The sequence below is a fragment of the Streptomyces sp. NPDC058239 genome (genome assembly GCF_042882185.1).
In the GTDB taxonomy this organism is placed as follows: Bacteria; Actinomycetota; Actinomycetes; order Streptomycetales; family Streptomycetaceae; genus Streptomyces.
Genome location: NZ_JBHVWS010000035.1, coordinates 1 through 15,125, shown reverse-complemented (window position 1 = coordinate 15,125; position 15,125 = coordinate 1). Strand labels below are relative to the sequence as shown.

19 protein-coding genes and 3 tRNA genes are annotated in these 15,125 nt (G+C 69.3%); 15 read left to right on the top strand and 7 right to left on the bottom strand.

Annotation, left to right across the window (positions count from 1 at the left end):
* The first annotated feature begins 24 nt into the window (after positions 1–24).
* The 4 genes from ACFVYE_RS30250 (at position 25) to htpX (ending at position 4,784) form a co-directional block, all read left to right on the top strand.
* Entirely contained in the window at positions 25–1,575 is a 1,551-nt protein-coding gene (locus tag ACFVYE_RS30250; RefSeq protein WP_383972114.1) for a NuoM family protein, read from the top strand.
* Positions 1,572–3,146 carry an NADH-quinone oxidoreductase subunit N gene (locus ACFVYE_RS30245; RefSeq protein WP_389607745.1) on the top strand — a complete coding sequence of 525 codons (1,575 nt, stop codon included), beginning with the start codon at positions 1,572–1,574 and terminating at the stop codon, positions 3,144–3,146. Before ACFVYE_RS30250 ends, ACFVYE_RS30245 begins: the two co-directional genes overlap by 4 nt.
* 97 nt (positions 3,147–3,243) lie before the next feature.
* Entirely contained in the window at positions 3,244–3,705 is a 462-nt protein-coding gene (gene mscL / locus ACFVYE_RS30240) for a large conductance mechanosensitive channel protein MscL (protein WP_383972084.1), read from the top strand.
* A gap of 215 nt (positions 3,706–3,920) precedes the next feature.
* Positions 3,921–4,784 (top strand): zinc metalloprotease HtpX, encoded by an 864-nt coding sequence (htpX, locus tag ACFVYE_RS30235; RefSeq protein WP_266358763.1) that lies wholly within the window; start codon positions 3,921–3,923, stop codon positions 4,782–4,784.
* 21 nt (positions 4,785–4,805) lie between these two features.
* Here the strand turns inward: htpX and ACFVYE_RS30230 are convergent, their stop codons facing one another.
* Positions 4,806–4,949 carry a hypothetical protein gene (locus ACFVYE_RS30230; RefSeq protein WP_389607744.1) on the bottom strand — a complete coding sequence of 48 codons (144 nt, stop codon included), beginning with the start codon at positions 4,947–4,949 and terminating at the stop codon, positions 4,806–4,808.
* Between the two features lie 44 nt (positions 4,950–4,993).
* A complete protein-coding gene (locus ACFVYE_RS30225; RefSeq protein ID WP_266365332.1) occupies positions 4,994–5,395 on the bottom strand; it encodes a YccF domain-containing protein in 402 nt (133 codons plus the stop codon).
* A 111-nt stretch (positions 5,396–5,506) separates the two neighbouring features.
* On the opposite strand from ACFVYE_RS30225, the gene ACFVYE_RS30220 reads away from it, so the two are divergent.
* Both ACFVYE_RS30220 and ACFVYE_RS30215 read left to right on the top strand, forming a co-directional pair.
* Entirely contained in the window at positions 5,507–6,064 is a 558-nt protein-coding gene (locus tag ACFVYE_RS30220; RefSeq protein ID WP_383972091.1) for an SMI1/KNR4 family protein, read from the top strand.
* A 106-nt stretch (positions 6,065–6,170) separates the two neighbouring features.
* A complete protein-coding gene (locus ACFVYE_RS30215) occupies positions 6,171–6,443 on the top strand; it encodes a GlsB/YeaQ/YmgE family stress response membrane protein (RefSeq protein WP_389607743.1) in 273 nt (90 codons plus the stop codon).
* Here ACFVYE_RS30215 and ACFVYE_RS30210 read toward each other — a convergent pair.
* The 3 genes from ACFVYE_RS30210 to ACFVYE_RS30200 form a co-directional block, all read right to left on the bottom strand.
* Complete coding sequence (locus tag ACFVYE_RS30210) at positions 6,404–7,117, bottom strand: alpha-ketoglutarate-dependent dioxygenase AlkB family protein (RefSeq protein ID WP_383972094.1); 714 nt, start codon at positions 7,115–7,117, stop codon at positions 6,404–6,406. The genes ACFVYE_RS30215 and ACFVYE_RS30210 overlap by 40 nt on opposite strands.
* A gap of 1 nt (position 7,118) precedes the next feature.
* Positions 7,119–7,628, bottom strand: coding sequence for a methylated-DNA--[protein]-cysteine S-methyltransferase (locus ACFVYE_RS30205; RefSeq protein ID WP_383972097.1), 510 nt, complete (start codon positions 7,626–7,628; stop codon positions 7,119–7,121).
* A 186-nt stretch (positions 7,629–7,814) separates the two neighbouring features.
* Positions 7,815–8,303 carry a YajQ family cyclic di-GMP-binding protein gene (locus ACFVYE_RS30200; RefSeq protein ID WP_030926258.1) on the bottom strand — a complete coding sequence of 163 codons (489 nt, stop codon included), beginning with the start codon at positions 8,301–8,303 and terminating at the stop codon, positions 7,815–7,817.
* A gap of 214 nt (positions 8,304–8,517) precedes the next feature.
* Here ACFVYE_RS30200 and ACFVYE_RS30195 point away from each other — a divergent pair.
* Together ACFVYE_RS30195 and ACFVYE_RS30190 are read left to right on the top strand one after the other, a co-directional pair.
* A tRNA-Tyr gene (locus ACFVYE_RS30195) sits at positions 8,518–8,599 on the top strand.
* A gap of 75 nt (positions 8,600–8,674) precedes the next feature.
* Entirely contained in the window at positions 8,675–9,124 is a 450-nt protein-coding gene (locus ACFVYE_RS30190) for a DUF523 domain-containing protein (protein WP_389607766.1), read from the top strand.
* A 63-nt stretch (positions 9,125–9,187) separates the two neighbouring features.
* Here the strand turns inward: ACFVYE_RS30190 and ACFVYE_RS30185 are convergent, their stop codons facing one another.
* Together ACFVYE_RS30185 and ACFVYE_RS30180 are read right to left on the bottom strand one after the other, a co-directional pair.
* Positions 9,188–9,844, bottom strand: coding sequence for an SDR family oxidoreductase (locus ACFVYE_RS30185; protein WP_383972100.1), 657 nt, complete (start codon positions 9,842–9,844; stop codon positions 9,188–9,190).
* Positions 9,845–9,878: 34 nt separating this feature from the next.
* A complete protein-coding gene (locus ACFVYE_RS30180) occupies positions 9,879–11,174 on the bottom strand; it encodes an amidohydrolase family protein (protein WP_383972103.1) in 1,296 nt (431 codons plus the stop codon).
* Between the two features lie 302 nt (positions 11,175–11,476).
* Here ACFVYE_RS30180 and ACFVYE_RS30175 point away from each other — a divergent pair.
* The 7 genes from ACFVYE_RS30175 (at position 11,477) to ACFVYE_RS30145 (ending at position 15,096) form a co-directional block, all read left to right on the top strand.
* Positions 11,477–11,549 (top strand) — tRNA-Thr (locus tag ACFVYE_RS30175).
* Between the two features lie 45 nt (positions 11,550–11,594).
* Positions 11,595–11,667, top strand: a tRNA-Met gene (locus ACFVYE_RS30170).
* An 88-nt stretch (positions 11,668–11,755) separates the two neighbouring features.
* Positions 11,756–11,920 carry a 50S ribosomal protein L33 gene (rpmG, locus tag ACFVYE_RS30165; RefSeq protein ID WP_003956487.1) on the top strand — a complete coding sequence of 55 codons (165 nt, stop codon included), beginning with the start codon at positions 11,756–11,758 and terminating at the stop codon, positions 11,918–11,920.
* Between the two features lie 103 nt (positions 11,921–12,023).
* Positions 12,024–12,476 (top strand): MaoC family dehydratase N-terminal domain-containing protein, encoded by a 453-nt coding sequence (locus tag ACFVYE_RS30160; RefSeq protein WP_383972106.1) that lies wholly within the window; start codon positions 12,024–12,026, stop codon positions 12,474–12,476.
* Positions 12,476–12,904: a MaoC family dehydratase gene (locus ACFVYE_RS30155; RefSeq protein WP_383847055.1), complete on the top strand. Its 429-nt coding sequence runs from the start codon at positions 12,476–12,478 to the stop codon at positions 12,902–12,904. The genes ACFVYE_RS30160 and ACFVYE_RS30155 overlap by 1 nt, the downstream gene beginning before the upstream one ends.
* 137 nt (positions 12,905–13,041) lie before the next feature.
* Positions 13,042–13,590, top strand: a complete 549-nt coding sequence (locus ACFVYE_RS30150; RefSeq protein ID WP_383972109.1) for a TetR/AcrR family transcriptional regulator — start codon at positions 13,042–13,044, stop codon at positions 13,588–13,590.
* Positions 13,591–13,665: 75 nt separating this feature from the next.
* Entirely contained in the window at positions 13,666–15,096 is a 1,431-nt protein-coding gene (locus ACFVYE_RS30145) for an MFS transporter (protein WP_383972112.1), read from the top strand.
* The last annotated feature ends 29 nt before the right edge of the window (positions 15,097–15,125 follow it).

Below are 15,125 nucleotides of genomic sequence, written 5' to 3'. Positions count from 1 at the left end.
GTGATCGATATCAGCGAATCCGTGATGCAGTTCCTTCTCGCGTTCATCGTCGTCGTCCCGCTCATCGGCGCCGTGGCCGCTCTGTTGCCGGCCCCGCCCGGGCTGAAGGGGAACAGCCCCGACCAGGCAGTGCTCCGCCACGGCGTGACCGTCACCGGTGCGATCCTCATCGCCGCGATCGTGCTCGCCGCCGGCTTCGACCACGACCACCCGTCGAAGATGCAGGCCACCACCGACATCAGCTGGATCCCGGCGCTCGACGTCCGCATCCACCTCGGCATCGACGGCATCTCGCTCCCCCTTCTCGTACTGACCGCGCTGCTGACCTTCCTCTGCGCGCTCTACAGCTACTTCAAAATGCCTGAGGGCCCCTCCCCGAAGGCCTTCGTCGCGCTCATCCTCGTCCTGGAGTCCGGCACTCTCGCGACCTTCGCCGTCCTCGATCTGCTGCTGTTCTTCCTGGCGTTCGAGATGGTGCTCATCCCGATGTACTTCCTCATCGCCCGCTGGGGCGGTGCGCAGAAGCAGGCCGCCGCCTGGAAGTTCATCCTCTACACCCTGCTCGGCTCGGTGATCATGTTGCTGGGCCTGCTCCTCATCGGACTGAAGAGCGGCACCTTCGACATGGTGGCACTCGCCACTGACAACGGCCGTGGGCTCACCTCGTCCGTGCAGGTCATCGCCGTTCTGGCGATCGGCATCGGGCTCGCCGTGAAGACCCCGATGTGGCCGCTGCACAGCTGGCTCCCGGACGCCCACACCGCCGCCCCGACCGTCGGCTCGGTCCTGCTCGCGGGCGTCCTGCTGAAGATGGGTACGTACGGATTCGTCCGCATCCTGCTCCCCGTCACCCCCGACGGAATGCACACCTTCGCGCCCTACCTCGCCGCCTTCGCGGTCGTCGGAATCATCTACGGATCGCTCGCCTGCCTGGCGCTGGCCCGCCCCGGCTCCAAGGGCGACCTCAAACGTCTGATCGCGTACTCCTCCGTCGGGCACATGGGCTTCGTACTCCTCGGCATCGCGAGCATGACCCCCACCGGAGTCAACGGCGCGCTCTTCGCCAACATCGCCCACGGCCTCATCACCGGCCTGCTGTTCTTCCTGGTCGGCGCGGTCAAGGACCGGTACGGCACCGCCGACCTCGACACCCTCTCCGGCGCCACCGGGGCCGCGCTCTACGGCCGGGCCCCCCGCCTCGGCGGCCTCCTCGCCTTCGCTGCCGTCGCCTCCCTGGGCCTGCCCGGGCTCGCCGGGTTCTGGGGCGAGATGCTCGCCCTGTTCGGCTCCTTCGACCCCGCCGACGGCCTCAGCCGCCCCGCCTTCCTCACCTTCATGTCGATCGCCGCGTTCGGCACCCTGCTCACCGCCGCGTACATGCTGATCGTCGTACGCCGGGTCTGCATGGGTGAGAAGCGGGAAGAGCCGCACCCGCTGGCCGATGTCCAGACGTACGAGTTCGCCGCCTGGACCCCGCTCGTCGCCCTCACCGTCCTCGCCGGTCTGTGGCCCGCCGTCCTCCTCGGCCTCACCGACCCGGCCGTGCAGAAGCTCCTCGCAGGAGGCAAGTCGTGACCACAGCCGTCGTCACCCCGGGCGTCGTCACCACAGTGGCCGAGAGCACCACCAGCCTCGTCCAGTCCATCGACTGGCTCGCGATCGCGCCCCCGGTCGTCGTCGCGGCCGTCGCCCTGATCGTCCTGGTCGCCGACCTCTTCCTGCCCGAGGAACGCAAGCCGCTCCTCGGCCGGGTCACGATCGCCGGACTCGTGGCCGCACTCGCCCTCCTCGTCCCGCTGCGCGATGGCGACCGCTCCACCTTCTGCCTCACCGCGGCAACCACCGGCACCGGTGGCACCGGGGCCTGCAGCTACACCGCCGACCACTTCGCCCTCGTCATCCAGGCCCTCGTACTCGGCGGTGCCCTGCTGACCGCCCTGCTCTCCCTCGGCGACACACGCAAACTCCCCGCGGGCGAGTTCTGGTTCCTCCTGCTGTCCTCCGCGTCGGGCGCCGCACTCCTGCCCGCCGCGCGCGACCTCGCCACCCTCGTCGTCGCCCTCGAAGTCGCCTCGCTGCCCGCCTTCGCCCTTGTCGGCATCAAGCTCGGCGACCGGCGCTCCTCCGAGGCCGCGCTGAAGTTCTTCCTCTCCTCCGTCGTCGCGACCGCCGTCATGCTGCTCGGCGTCAGCTTCGTGTACGCCACCACCGGCACCCTGCACCTCACGGAGATCGCCGCCCGGCTCGACGACGTACCCGGTCAGCTCGACACCCTCGCCGAGGCGGGTGTCGTCCTCACCCTGGTCGGCTTCGCCTTCAAGACGGCCGCCGCGCCCTTCCACTTCTGGGTTCCCGACACCTACGTCGGCGCACCCCTGCCGGTCGCCGCCTACCTTTCGGTCGTCGGCAAGGCGGTCGGCTTCTCCGGCCTCATCCTCGTCACCGTGATCGCGTTCCCGGCGTACGCCGACGTCTGGGGACCGGCCCTCGCCGTCCTCGCCGCGCTCACCATGACGACCGGCAACGTCGCCGCCCTGCGCCAGAACGCCACCCGCGTCCGCAGCGCCGTACGCCTGCTCGCCTGGTCGTCCGTCGCCCAGGCCGGCTACCTCCTGGTGCCGATCGCCGCCGCCGCGTACTCCAGCGACGAGCACATCGGCTCCACCGTCGCGTACGCCCTCATGTACGCCGTCGTGAACCTCGGCGCATTCGCGGTCGCGGCCCTCGTCGCGCGTACGAACCCCGGAAACCGGATCTCCGACTACCGCGGTCTGTACGCCACCCGCCCCCTGACCGCCCTCGCGATGGCCTTCTTCCTGCTCTGCCTGGCCGGCCTGCCGCCCGGCATCGTCGGCCTCTTCGCCAAGGTCACGGTCTTCTCAGCGGCCGTCGACGCGGGACTCGGCTGGCTCGCCGTCGTCATGGCCGTCAACGTCGTGATCGCGCTCTACTACTACCTGCAGTGGACCGCGGCGCTCTTCCGCGCTCCGGAAGAGACCCCGGCGGACGAGGCCGCACCCGCCCCCACCAGGCACCGCGCCCCGGCCTCCCTCACCGCCGCGATCGCCCTCACCGCCGTCGTCGGTGTCGTGCTCTCCGGTGCCCCGCAGACGGTCCTCAGGTTCGCCGCCGTCAATCTCTTCTGATGTACGCAAGATCGGTTTGCCCGGGACGGCCCGTACAGGGCAAGGTCATGCCCGCACATCCCCACGAACGTACGCATGTCCCAGAGGAGCAAGAGCAGTGCTGAACGGGTTCAAGGACTTCATCCTGCGCGGAAACGTCATCTCCATGGCCATCGGGCTGGCCGTCGGAGCCGCGTTCACCGCAGTCGTCACCGGATTCAGCACCGCCTTCATCACCCCGCTGATCGGCCTCGCAACCGGTTCCGTCGGAGACTTCAGCGCGGCGGAGTTCTCGATCGAGGGCGCCATCTTCCCGTACGGGAAGTTCCTCGCCGCCGCCATCGCCTTCCTGATCACCGCGGCGGTGCTCTACTTCTGCGTCGTCGTCCCCATGACGAAGGTCCAGAGCCGCTTCTCCAAGGCGGACGAGAAGAAGGTCGACATCAAGGCCGCCGTGCGCGACTGCCCCCGCTGCTACACCGAGATCCCGGCCATCGCCTCCCGCTGCGCCCACTGCACCAGCGAGATCAAGCCGGACCCCGAGGCCCTCGCACTCGCCGGCCTCCCCGCCCAGCGCTGAGCCGCCCGGCGCCGACCGGCACACGCCGATCCCTTCCACCCGTACGGCCCAGGGCCTGTCCGGCAGTCGATGCCGGACAGGCCCTGTTCCCGCGGCCGCGCGCACAAGGGAACTAGCTCTCCTCGCCTGGCGTTGACCAGTACGGGAGGCTCCACTGGGGGAGTGGAGACCACCAAGCAAAGGGTTCCCCTGCCGCACCACTTGGAGGGCGTACCGTGCACCGCCGGCACAACGGGCTGAGAACCGCCGTACTCCTCGGGGGCCTGTCCGCACTCATCATCGTCATCGGAAGCTTCTTCGGACGTACAGGCCTGATCGTCGCGCTCCTCGTAGCCGTCGGCACCAACGCCTACGCGTACTGGAACAGCGACAAGCTGGCGCTCAGGGCCATGCGCGCCCGCCCCGTCAGCGAATTCGAGGCGCCACAGCTCTACCGCATGGTCCGCGAGCTCTCAACAGCAGCCCGCCAGCCCATGCCCCGGCTCTACATCTCCCCGACACAGGCACCCAACGCCTTCGCCACCGGCCGCAATCCGCGCAACGCGGCGGTCTGTTGCACCGAGGGCATCCTGCAGATTCTGGACGAGCGAGAGCTGCGCGGAGTCCTCGGCCACGAGCTGAGCCATGTCTACAACCGCGACATCCTGATCTCGTCCGTCGCCGGAGCGCTCGCCTCCGTCGTCATGTTCCTGGTCAACTTCGCCTGGCTGATCCCGGTGGGCCGGTCCGACGACGACGAGGGCCCCGGCATCCTCGGCATGCTGCTGATCATGATCCTCGGCCCGCTGGCCGCCTCCGTCATCCAACTGGCCGTAAGCCGCTCCCGCGAATACGAGGCGGATGCCTCGGGCGCCCAGCTGACCGGCGACCCACTGGCCCTCGCCAGCGCCCTGCGGAAGCTCGAAGCCGGTACGAAACAGCTCCCTCTGCCCCCCGAGCCGAGGATCGAGACCGCGAGCCACATGATGATCGCGAATCCCTTCCGCCCCGGCCAGGGCATCTCCAAGATGTTCTCGACACACCCGCCGATGGCGGAGCGCATCGCACGCCTGGAACAGATGGCAGGTCGTCGTCCGTGAGGACGATCCGTGCGGACGGCCTCAGTGGAAGTCGGAGAAGAGCAGACCGAAGAAGATCCACAGAGGGATGCCGAGCACAGCGAGCACGGCCATCGCCAGCCCGGCCAGGCAGCCGCACCCCGTCAGTCGGTTGCTGGTTCTCGCGTACTCATCGTTGTCCCCCATGCCGCCATTGAACCGCGTCCCCTGTCAGGGGACGACGACAGCCCCTAGCGGGCTCCGAACGCCTCGTCGGTCGTGACCACCTCTCGGCCCAGCGGCATGAGCGAGATGGGGATCATCTTCAGGTTTGCCCAGCCGAAGGGGATTCCGATGATCGACACGAACAGCGGAATGCTCGTGATCAGGTGCCCCAGCGCGAGCCACCACCCGGCGAAGACGAGCCAGATCACGTTACCGACGCACGAGGGCGCACCCGCGTCGGGCCGCTCCACGGTGGTCCGTCCGAATGGCCACAGCACATAGCCGGCGATTCTCAGCGAGGCGATGCCGAACGGGATCGTCACGATCAGGACGAAGCAGATGATCGCAGCGAGCAGGTAGCCAAGGGCCATCCAGAACCCACAGAACACCACCCACAAGACGTTCAGGATCAGCTGTACAAGCTTCATGATCACTAGCCTTTCGCAAGTTTCGCCTGTCAGGGCTGTTCAAAGCCAGTATCGGTCCCGGAACGGAAGAGGGCTCGCCTGACTGTCAGTGCCGTCGTCCACCATGAACCCATGAACGACACCGAGCAGTTGCTGGCAGCCGCGGAGAAGACCGCACGCACCGCCCCGCGCCGGGAGAAGTACCCCCTCCCGGCGCCCCTGCCCGCCGAGGGCGTCGTGCGTGCCGAAGCCGCCCTCGGCTTTGCCCTGCCGCCGCTGCTCACCGCCCTGTACACCCGGATCGCCAACGGCGGCTTCGGGCCGGAGTACGGTCTGATGCCGCTGATCGGCGACCGGGCTCCGGACGGGGAGGAGTCCGTGGTCGCGCAGTATCTCGCCCACCGCCGGAGCGCGACCGAGGAGGGCGAGTGGCCGTGGCCGGAGGGCGTGCTGCCGATATGCAGCCTGGGCTGCGGGATGTACTCCTGCGTGGACTGCCGCAGCGAACACACCACGGTGCTGCTCTTCGAGCCGAATGCCGACGAGCCCGAGCACGCCTGGTACGTGGACCAGCCCGACCTCGCACAGTGGCTGCGCAACTGGCTGGACGGCACCGCGTGGTACTCCGAGGAGTCCGAGGACGATGGGGCCGACATGGCGCCCTGGCCGGATTTCAGCGCCCGCGCATGACCCATGAACGGGTGGGTGTGGCCGGTTCGCGGACCGCGCACTGCAACCGCCCGACCGGCAGGAACGTCTTGGATTCCAAGACCGAGTGACGGGTAGGTTCGCACGCATGAGCATCATTGGTTGGATCATTCTCGGACTGCTTGCCGGCGCCATCGCCAAGGTCCTGCTCCCCGGCCGCGACCCGGGCGGCCTGGTCGGCACCACCCTCATAGGGATCATCGGTGCCTTCCTCGGCGGCTGGATGTCGTCGCGCTTCCTCGACCGGCCGATCTCCAACGACTTCTACGACACGGCCACTTGGGTCGCGGCCATCGGTGGTTCACTGGTCCTGCTGATCGTCTACCGGCTGCTCTTCGGGAACTCCCGCGAACGCCGCTGACGCCCGTCAGCACCTGGGGTGCCCAACCCGGTCTCGCGCAGGGTCAGATTGAGCCGGCCACGGCTCATCCCCGCCGCAGGATCGGCCGTCCCCGGGGAGACCTTCGGTACACCGTGGAACGCGAAGCGTGAGGGCCCGCCGAAGACGAACAGGTCGCCGGAGGCCAACTCCACATCTGTGTAGGGCTTTCCGCGGTTCTCCGTGTTCCCGAAGCGGAAGACACAGGTGTCGCCGATGCTGAGTGACACCACCGGAGCACCGGACCGCTCCTCCTTGTCCTGATGCATGCCCATCCGCGCCGCGCCGTCGTAGAAGTTGATGAGGGCGGCGTCCGGCGCGTACGTCCGGGCCGGGCTCTCGTCCCCGTACGCCTCTGCCAGTGCCTCCCGTCCCAACTCCGCCAGCCAGTCGGGGAATGCGGCGACCCGCGCACCGTTCACATCGTCGGCCGTGCGTGAATACCGGTACGGCTGCCAGTGCCACCCCAGACAGACCGTCTGCACGGACATCACCCCGCCACCCGGCACCACCGTGTGCCGCAACGGCACAGGCCCGCGCGCCCATTCCCGGCAGGCCGCCACCAACTCCCGTTGGCGCTCCGGCGGCAGCCAATCGGGCACATGCACGGCCCCCGGTGCGACGACGGCCCGCGGCCTCGGAAAGAGCCCGGCCATGTCAGCGCACCGCCAGGGCGCCTTCCAGCCCCAGAAGCTGTTCCTTGCGCTCCAGGCCACCCGCGTACCCCCGCAAGGCCCCGTCCGCGCCGATCACTCGATGGCACGGCCGTACGACCAGCAGGGGATTGCGCCCGATCGCCGTACCCACGGCCCGCACGCCCGCCCCGGGCGTACCGATCCGTTCGGCGATCTGCCCGTACGACACGGTCTCCCCGTACGGGACAGTGTCCAGCGCAGCCCAGACCCGGCGCTGGAAGTCGGTGCCCAGGCCGTCCGCGTACGCGATGTCGAAGCGGGTCAGTCGCCCCTCGAAGTACTCCCGCAGCTGTGCGGCGATCCCCGCGAAGGCTTCCGGCGCGTGGACCCACCCGTCCTGGACGACTGCGGCGCCCTTCTGGCCGGGCAGCGAGAGCGAGGCGAGCGCGACCTCGCCGTCCGTGCCGGTGGCCTCCTCGCCGACCAGCAGCAGCTCACCCAGCGGGCTGTCGACCGTTGCGTACATGGTCATGACTCGTCCCTCTCCTTGCCCGTCATGCCGGAAATCGACAGAATCGTCGTTCGACATGGACAAGTCTGCGTCCTCCGCTCCGTCGCGACCGGCGGTATTCGGACATCGCATCCCGGGTGCGGGGCGGAGCGGCGCATCCCGCTCCGCGCCACCCCGCGCCCGGAAGGCGCACGGCGTGCCGGAGGCCTACCGGTAGTTCACGAACTGCACGGCGAAGTCGAAGTCCTGGCCCTTCAGCAGCGCCTGCACGGCCTGCAGATCGTCCCGGCTCTTCGAGCTGACCCGCAGCTCATCGCCCTGGACCTGCGCCTTGACGCCCTTCGGGCCCTCGTCGCGAATGATCTTCGCCACCTTCTTGGCGTTCTCCTGGGAGATGCCTTCCTCGATCGTGGCGAAGATCTTGTACTCCTTGCCGGACAGTTGCGGCTCGCCCGCGTCCAGAGACTTCAGCGAGATGCCGCGCTTGATCAGCTTGGACTGGAAGATGTCGAGGATCGCCTTGACCCGCTCCTCGCCGTTCGCCTCCATCAGGATCTTCTCGCCGGACCAGGAGATCGAGGCGCCCGTGCCCTTGAAGTCGTAACGCTGCGAGATCTCCTTGGCGGCCTGGTTGAGGGCGTTGTCGACCTCCTGCCGCTCGACCTTCGAGACGATGTCGAAACTGGAGTCGGCCATGACGTGTGGCTCCTTGTATCGGGGGTGCTGGGAAACGGGGTGCATACGGGCGGCTGCGGGCCTGTCGGCCCCGCGTCGCCGATCAAAGCCTAGCCACCCACGCCCGATCGGGCCGCTGATCAATCCAGTGGCGTAGCACCCCCGGGCATCGGGTATCGTTTACGTCGTTGCCACGGAGCGCCGCCGAAAAGCGGTTCTCACGGCAGCAATCCCCGGCGGTGTGCCCGAGTGGCCAAAGGGAGCAGACTGTAAATCTGCCGGCTCAGCCTACCCAGGTTCGAACCCTGGCGCCGCCACATAGCAAGGCCCCTGTCCCAGGACAGGGGCCTTCTTTGTTTCTGCTGCGAGGGGTCGTGAAGAGGCACGTGAACGTGGAACCTGTGCTGGTCAGCGCTTGTCTGCACGGAGTGCCCTGCCGCTTCGACGGCCGTGGCAAGGCCTCCGCCGCAGTGGCCGAGGCCATCGGGGACCGCCGCCCCGTCGTCTTCTGTCCCGAGGTCGCGGCCGGACTGCCCACCCCCCGCCGCCCCGCCGAGATCGTCGGCGGCGACGGCCACGACGTGCTGGACGGTCGCGCCCGCGTCGTCGATGACACCGGGCACGATGTGACGGAGGAGTTCGCGGACGGCGCCCGGCGGGCACTGGAGGCCGCGCGCAGGGCCGGGTGCGCCGAGGCGCTGCTGATGGCGCGCAGCCCTTCCTGCGGGCGCGGCACGGTCTATGACGGTACGTTCACGGGCGCGCTGCGCGAGGGTGACGGCGTCACCGCCGCCCTGCTGGAGCGCCACGGCATCACGGTCCGCCCGGCGCCGGGCGGCTGAACCGGGGCGGCGCGCCGCTGCCCCGGACCGGGCGTGCAGTCGTCGGAAAGCCGAACCAGCGGCTCAGTTTCCCGCCACGTCCTTCACGGCGACCGACACCGGCATGTTCCCCGAGATGAGTTCCAGGGTCAGCCCCGCCGTCGCCGGGGTCTCCAGCAGTTCCAGCAGCGCCACCGCCACATCGTCGCGCGGCACCGGTCCGCGGCCGGTCGATGCGGTGAGGAGGACCATCCCGGTGCCCGCGTCGTTCGTCAGCATTCCGGGGCGCAGGATCGTCCAGTCGAGTGCGGTCCTGGAGCGCACGTACGCGTCGGCGGCGCCCTTCGCCCGCAGGTAGGCGTCGAAGACCTCGTCGCCCGGGTGGTCGGGGTCGGCGCCCATCGACGAGACCACTACGTATCGCCGTACGCCCGCCCGTTCCGCCGCGTCCGCGAACAGCACCGCCGCGCCGCGATCCACCGTCTCCTTGCGTTCCGAGCCGCTGTCCGGGCCCGCACCGGCCGCGAAGACCGCCGCGTCGGCGCCGCGCAGCACCTCCGCCGTCTGGTCCACGGTGGCCGATTCGAGGTCCAGGACTACCGGCTCGGCGCCTGCCGCCCGGAGGTCCTCGCTCTGTTCCGGATTCCGGATGACGCCTACGGCCTCGTCCCCGCGCGCGGCGAGCAGTCGCTCCAGCCGCAGCGCGATCTGACCATGTCCACCTGCGATGACAATGCGCATGCTCACGACCGTACGCCGCGGCGGGCCCACGCGCTCAGGGACCGCCGCAGGGACCGGAATCCGGCCGGGTCTGGCGGGGCAGACCGAGGGCGACGACGGTCTCCGAGTCGCAGTACTCGCGCACCGCGCTCGTCCGCGTCACGACCCGGCCGCGATGCACCACGACCCGGCTGTAGGCGAGCGACAGCACGCCCGAGAGCTGCTCCCCGCGTACGGCGAGCAGCTCGGCCGGGAAGCCGGCCTCGACCCTGACCTCGGGCAGCCCCATCGCCTTCCTCGCGACCGAGGAGACCGCCTCGTACGCCTCGTCGGCCCGCATCCCGCTCTGCGAGGCCAGCAGGTAGGCGGCCTCCAGCGGATCCCCGCGGCCCACAGGGTTTGCGACGTCCCGCAGCGCTCCGCTGCCCGCCGCGACCCGCACTCCGGCCGCACGCAGCAGCCGTACGGGGGCGGTGCCCCGGCCTTCCACCCCGCAGCAGCCGCCCTGGGGGAGGCAGATCACCGTCACTTCGGCCGCGGCGAGCTGGTCGGCGGCGCGGGCCGCGGCCTGAGAGGGAAGCCGCGAGAGGCCGGCGCACGGGCCGATGGAGACGCCGGGCCGCAGCCCGGCCGCCATGGCGGCCAGTCGGCCGAGCCGGGCCGGATCGCCACCGTCCGTGTGCAGATCGACGGGGCAGCCCTGTTCGGCGGCGATCTCCAGGACGGCTTCCGTGTACCCCGCCGGATCCGGGTCGAGGTCGGGGCAGCCGCCGACCGCGCCGGCCCCCATCTTCACGGCGTCACGCAGCATGGCCAGGTTGTCGGCGCCCGCGACGCCGGTGAGCAGTCGGGGTACGGCGACGGGGGTCAGCTCGGCGAGTCCGCACAGCGAGCGGCGCGCCTGCAGTACGGCTTCGAGGGAGGTGAGGCCCTGGACGTCCCCGATCCGCACGTGTGCGCGCAGCGCGGTGGCGCCGTGGCCGAGCTGCAGCAGGGAAGCCTCGGTGGCGCGGCGCTGGATGTCCTCCCGGCGTTGCGACACGGGGCCGGGACCGTCGGGGCCCGCACCGTGGGCGGTGAGCGCGGTGTCGCTGTGGGCGTGGGGCTCGGCGGGGGCGGGGAGCAGCAGATAGCCGCGCAGGTCCACCCGCGGACCCGGTGCGGTCAGGCTGCCCGCGGTCCCGACAGCCTCGATGCGGCTGCCGCCGAGCCGTACGTCCACGATGCGGCCGTCGGTGAGACGGGCGCCGCAGAGCACCAGGGTGCCGGTCTCGGCGGTGTCGGGGCTGCTGGTTGCATCGGCCGCGTCGGCGGCGTCGTCGTCCGGCCGCCGCGGCTGGCTGTCGGGCATCGCGCTCCTGGGAAGGGGTACAAGATCACGCAGAGTGAGTCGAGCCTAGGGGCGTGTTCGGTCCGGTTCGAGGAGGAGCGAAATAGTCGTACCGGCGTGGCCCTGAGGGGTATCCGGGGCACGGGTGTACGGCTGTGGTCGCGGTGGCTCAAGCGGTGGCCGAGGCGCCGTTCAAGCGGCTGGTGAGCGGGCCGGAAGGCCGCCGGCCGGGGGATCGGCAGGGGCTCGATCAAGGGCGCAGGTCGGGGCTTCGAAACGGATTTGGGCGATCGGCGACCAACCGTGTAATGTCTTCATCGCTCGCCCCAATAGCTCAGTCGGTAGAGCGTCTCCATGGTAAGGAGAAGGTCTGCGGTTCGATTCCGCATTGGGGCTCTGGTGATCGGGAAACCCCGCTTCGGCGGGGGGACTCGTCATCAAAGCGGTGTAGCTCAGTCGGTAGAGCAAGCGGCTCATAATCGCTGTGTCACCGGTTCAAGTCCGGTCACCGCTACTTACGGTAGCCGATTGTGGGGTCGGTCCTTCGATCGGCTACTCTTTTTTGCGTTCATCCGTCCATCGTCCGTCCAAGGAGCACTCACGTGGCTGCCACCGACGTCCGCCCGAAGATCACGCTGGCCTGCGTGGAGTGCAAGGAGCGGAACTACATCACCAAGAAGAACCGGCGTAACAACCCGGACCGTCTTGAGATGAAGAAGCACTGCCCGCGCTGCAACTCACACACTGCGCACCGCGAAACGCGCTGAAACAGGCTCGTACACGAGGCCGTCCCCACTGGGGGCGGCCTCGTGTCGTTGTATGAGGGCTGTCCTTCGGCCTTTTCATCTTTCATCAGGAGGTAGCGAGCTCATGGCGCTCGACCAGTCCTTCGTGGGGCGGATCTATCCGCCCACTCCGCCGTACGAGGTCGGCCGGGAGAAGATTCGCGAGTTCGCCGAGGCGGTGGGCGACACGAATCCGGTGTACGTCGACCCCGAGGCCGCCAAGGCGCTCGGCCACAGCGATGTGATCGCGCCGCCGACGTTCGTCTTCTCGATCACCTTCAAGGCCGCGGGGCAGGTGATTCAGGACCCGCAGCTGGGCCTGGATTACAGCCGCGTGGTGCACGGTGACCAGAAGTTCGCCTATGTGCGCCCCGTGCGGGCGGGGGACCGGCTGACGGTCACCTCGACGATCGAGGGCATCAAGTCCATGGCGGGCAACGACATCCTGGACATCCGTGGCGAGGTCCACGACGAATCCGGTGAGCACGTCGTGACCGCGTGGACGAAGCTGGTGGCTCGCGCCGCCGAGGAGGCGTGATGACGGCGAAGGTTGCTTACGAGTCGGTCGAGGTCGGTACGGAGCTGCCGGCGCAGTCCTTCCCGGTGAGCCGGGCGACGCTGGTGCAGTACGCGGGCGCTTCCGGTGACTTCAACCCGATCCACTGGAACGAGAAGTTCGCCCGCGAGGTCGGACTGCCGGACGTGATCGCGCACGGCATGTTCACCATGGCCGAGGCGATCCGGGTGGTCACGGACTGGGTCGGCGACCCGGGTGCGGTCGTCGAGTACGGGGTGCGGTTCACCAAGCCGGTTGTCGTGCCGAACGACGACAAGGGCGCCTTGATCGAGGTCAGCGCCAAGGTGGCCGCCCTGCTGGACGACAGGCAGGTGCGGGTGGACCTGACGGCCATGAGCGAGGGCAAGAAGGTGCTGGGCATGTCCCGTGCGGTGGTGCAGCTCGGCTGAGGCCGTTGACTGCGGGTGAGGGGCACTGTCCTTGGGCGGTGCCCCTCATGCATGCGTCCGCCCCGATGCGACGTTCGACGATCGAGAGGTCGTTGACTAAGTTAGTGATTGAGTACTAACTTAGTTGTATGGCAAGGATGAGTGCAGAAGAGCGGCGCGAGAGCGTCATCCGTGCGGCGGTCACCGAGTTCGCCCGCGGCGGTTACGACGCCACCTCCACCGAGGCGATCGCCAGGCGTGTGGGGGTCTCGCAGCCGTACCTCTTCCGTCTCTTCCCCAATAAGCAGGCCATGTTCCTCGCCGCCGCCGAGCGCTGCCTCGTGGACACCCGGAAGGTCTTCTCCGACGCGGCCGAAGGCCTTGAGGGTGACGAGGCGCTGCATGCCATGGCCGCGGCGTATCAGCGCCTGATCGTCGGTGACCCGGACAAGCTGCTCATGCAGATGCAGGTGTACGCGGCCGTCGCGGCGGCCGAAGCCTCGGGGGATCACGGGTTCGGCGAGTCGGTTCGCGCCGGCTGGCTGCAGATGTGGGACGAGGTCCATCTCGCGCTCGGTGCCGATCTCGGTGAGACGACGACGTTCCTCGCGTACGGCATGCTCGTCAACACCCTGGCCTCGCTGGGTTTCCCGGCCGGGCACCGGATCTGGTCGGGGTTCTACGACTCGGCCAGGCCGATCGCCTGAACGGCGCGGCCCGGGTTCCGCCCGGCTTTCTGCCCAGAGAAGTTAGTCATTGATAACTAACCCCCAGGGGGAGCAGTGAACCAGCACACAGCAGGCCGCTCAGGAGCGGTCTGGGCCCTTGTCATCACCAGCGTCGCCGGATTCATGGCGGCCCTCGACAACCTCGTCGTCACCACCGCCCTGCCCTCCATCCGCAAGAGCCTCGGCGGCGAACTGCCGGAGCTCGAATGGACGGTGAACGCCTACACCCTCACCTTCGCCGTCCTGCTGATGCTCGGGGCTGCCCTCGGCGACCGGTTCGGCCGGCGCCGGCTCTTCCTCGCCGGGCTCACCGTCTTCACCGGCGCCTCCGCCGCGGCGGCACTCTCGCCCGGGATCAACGAACTGATCGCCTTCCGGGCCGTCCAGGGCGTGGGTGCGGCGATCATGATGCCGCTGACGCTCACACTGCTCACGGCCGCCGTGCCGCCCGCACGCCGCGGTGCCGCGCTCGGCATCTTCAGCGCCGTCACCGGACTGGCCGTGGCCAGCGGACCGCTGATCGGCGGCAGCCTCACCGAGCACCTGTCCTGGCAGTGGATCTTCTGGCTGAACGTCCCGATCGGTCTGGTCCTGCTGCCGCTGGCGCGGCTGCGCCTGACGGAGTCGCACGCGCCGGACTCACGGCTCGACATACCCGGCACGCTCCTGGGCAGCGCCGGACTCTTCGGCATCGTCTACGGCCTGGTCAACGCCGACTCCGAAGGCTGGACCAGCCCCACCGTCCTCACGGCCCTGCTCGCCGGCGCCGCGCTCATCGGCGGGTTCATCCACCACGGCTTCCACGCGAAGAACCCGATGCTGCCCATGCGGCTCTTCCGCAGCCGTGCGTTCTTCGGGATCAACATGGCCAGCCTGCTGATGTTCTTCGGGATGTTCGGGTCGATCTTCCTGCTCAGCCAGTACTTCCAGGGCGTGCTGGGCTACTCGCCCGCCGAGGCCGGCCTGCGGATGCTGCCCTGGACCGGGATGCCGATGCTGGTCGCACCCATCGCGGGCACGCTCTCCGACCGGTTCGGCGGCCGCCCGGTGGTCGTGGCCGGGCTCGTTCTCCAGGCGGTCGGTCTTGCACTCTTCGCGATGGTCATCGGGCCCGATGCCTCGTACTCCTCGCAGCTGCCCGGCCTGATCGTCGGCGGCGTCGGCATGGCTCTGTACTTCGCACCCGCCGCCAGCCTCGTGATGTCCAGCGTCCGCCCCGCCGAACAGGGCATCGCCTCCGGTGCCAACAACGCCCTGCGCGAGGTCGGCGGAGCTCTCGGGGTCGCCGTGCTCGCCACTGTCTTCTCCTCGCAGGGCGGCTACGACTCCGCGCAGTCGTTCACGGACGGGACCGTTCCGGCGGTGTGGATAGGTGCCGGTGTGGTGGCGCTGGCCGCGCTCGTCGCCCTGCTCATCCCGGGCCGCCGCGACGCCTCGGCCCCGGAGCCCGCGGCGGCCGAGGGGCGCGTCCCCGTCGCCGCCTGAGCCACGGCTCCGCGCGTACGGTCCGTGGC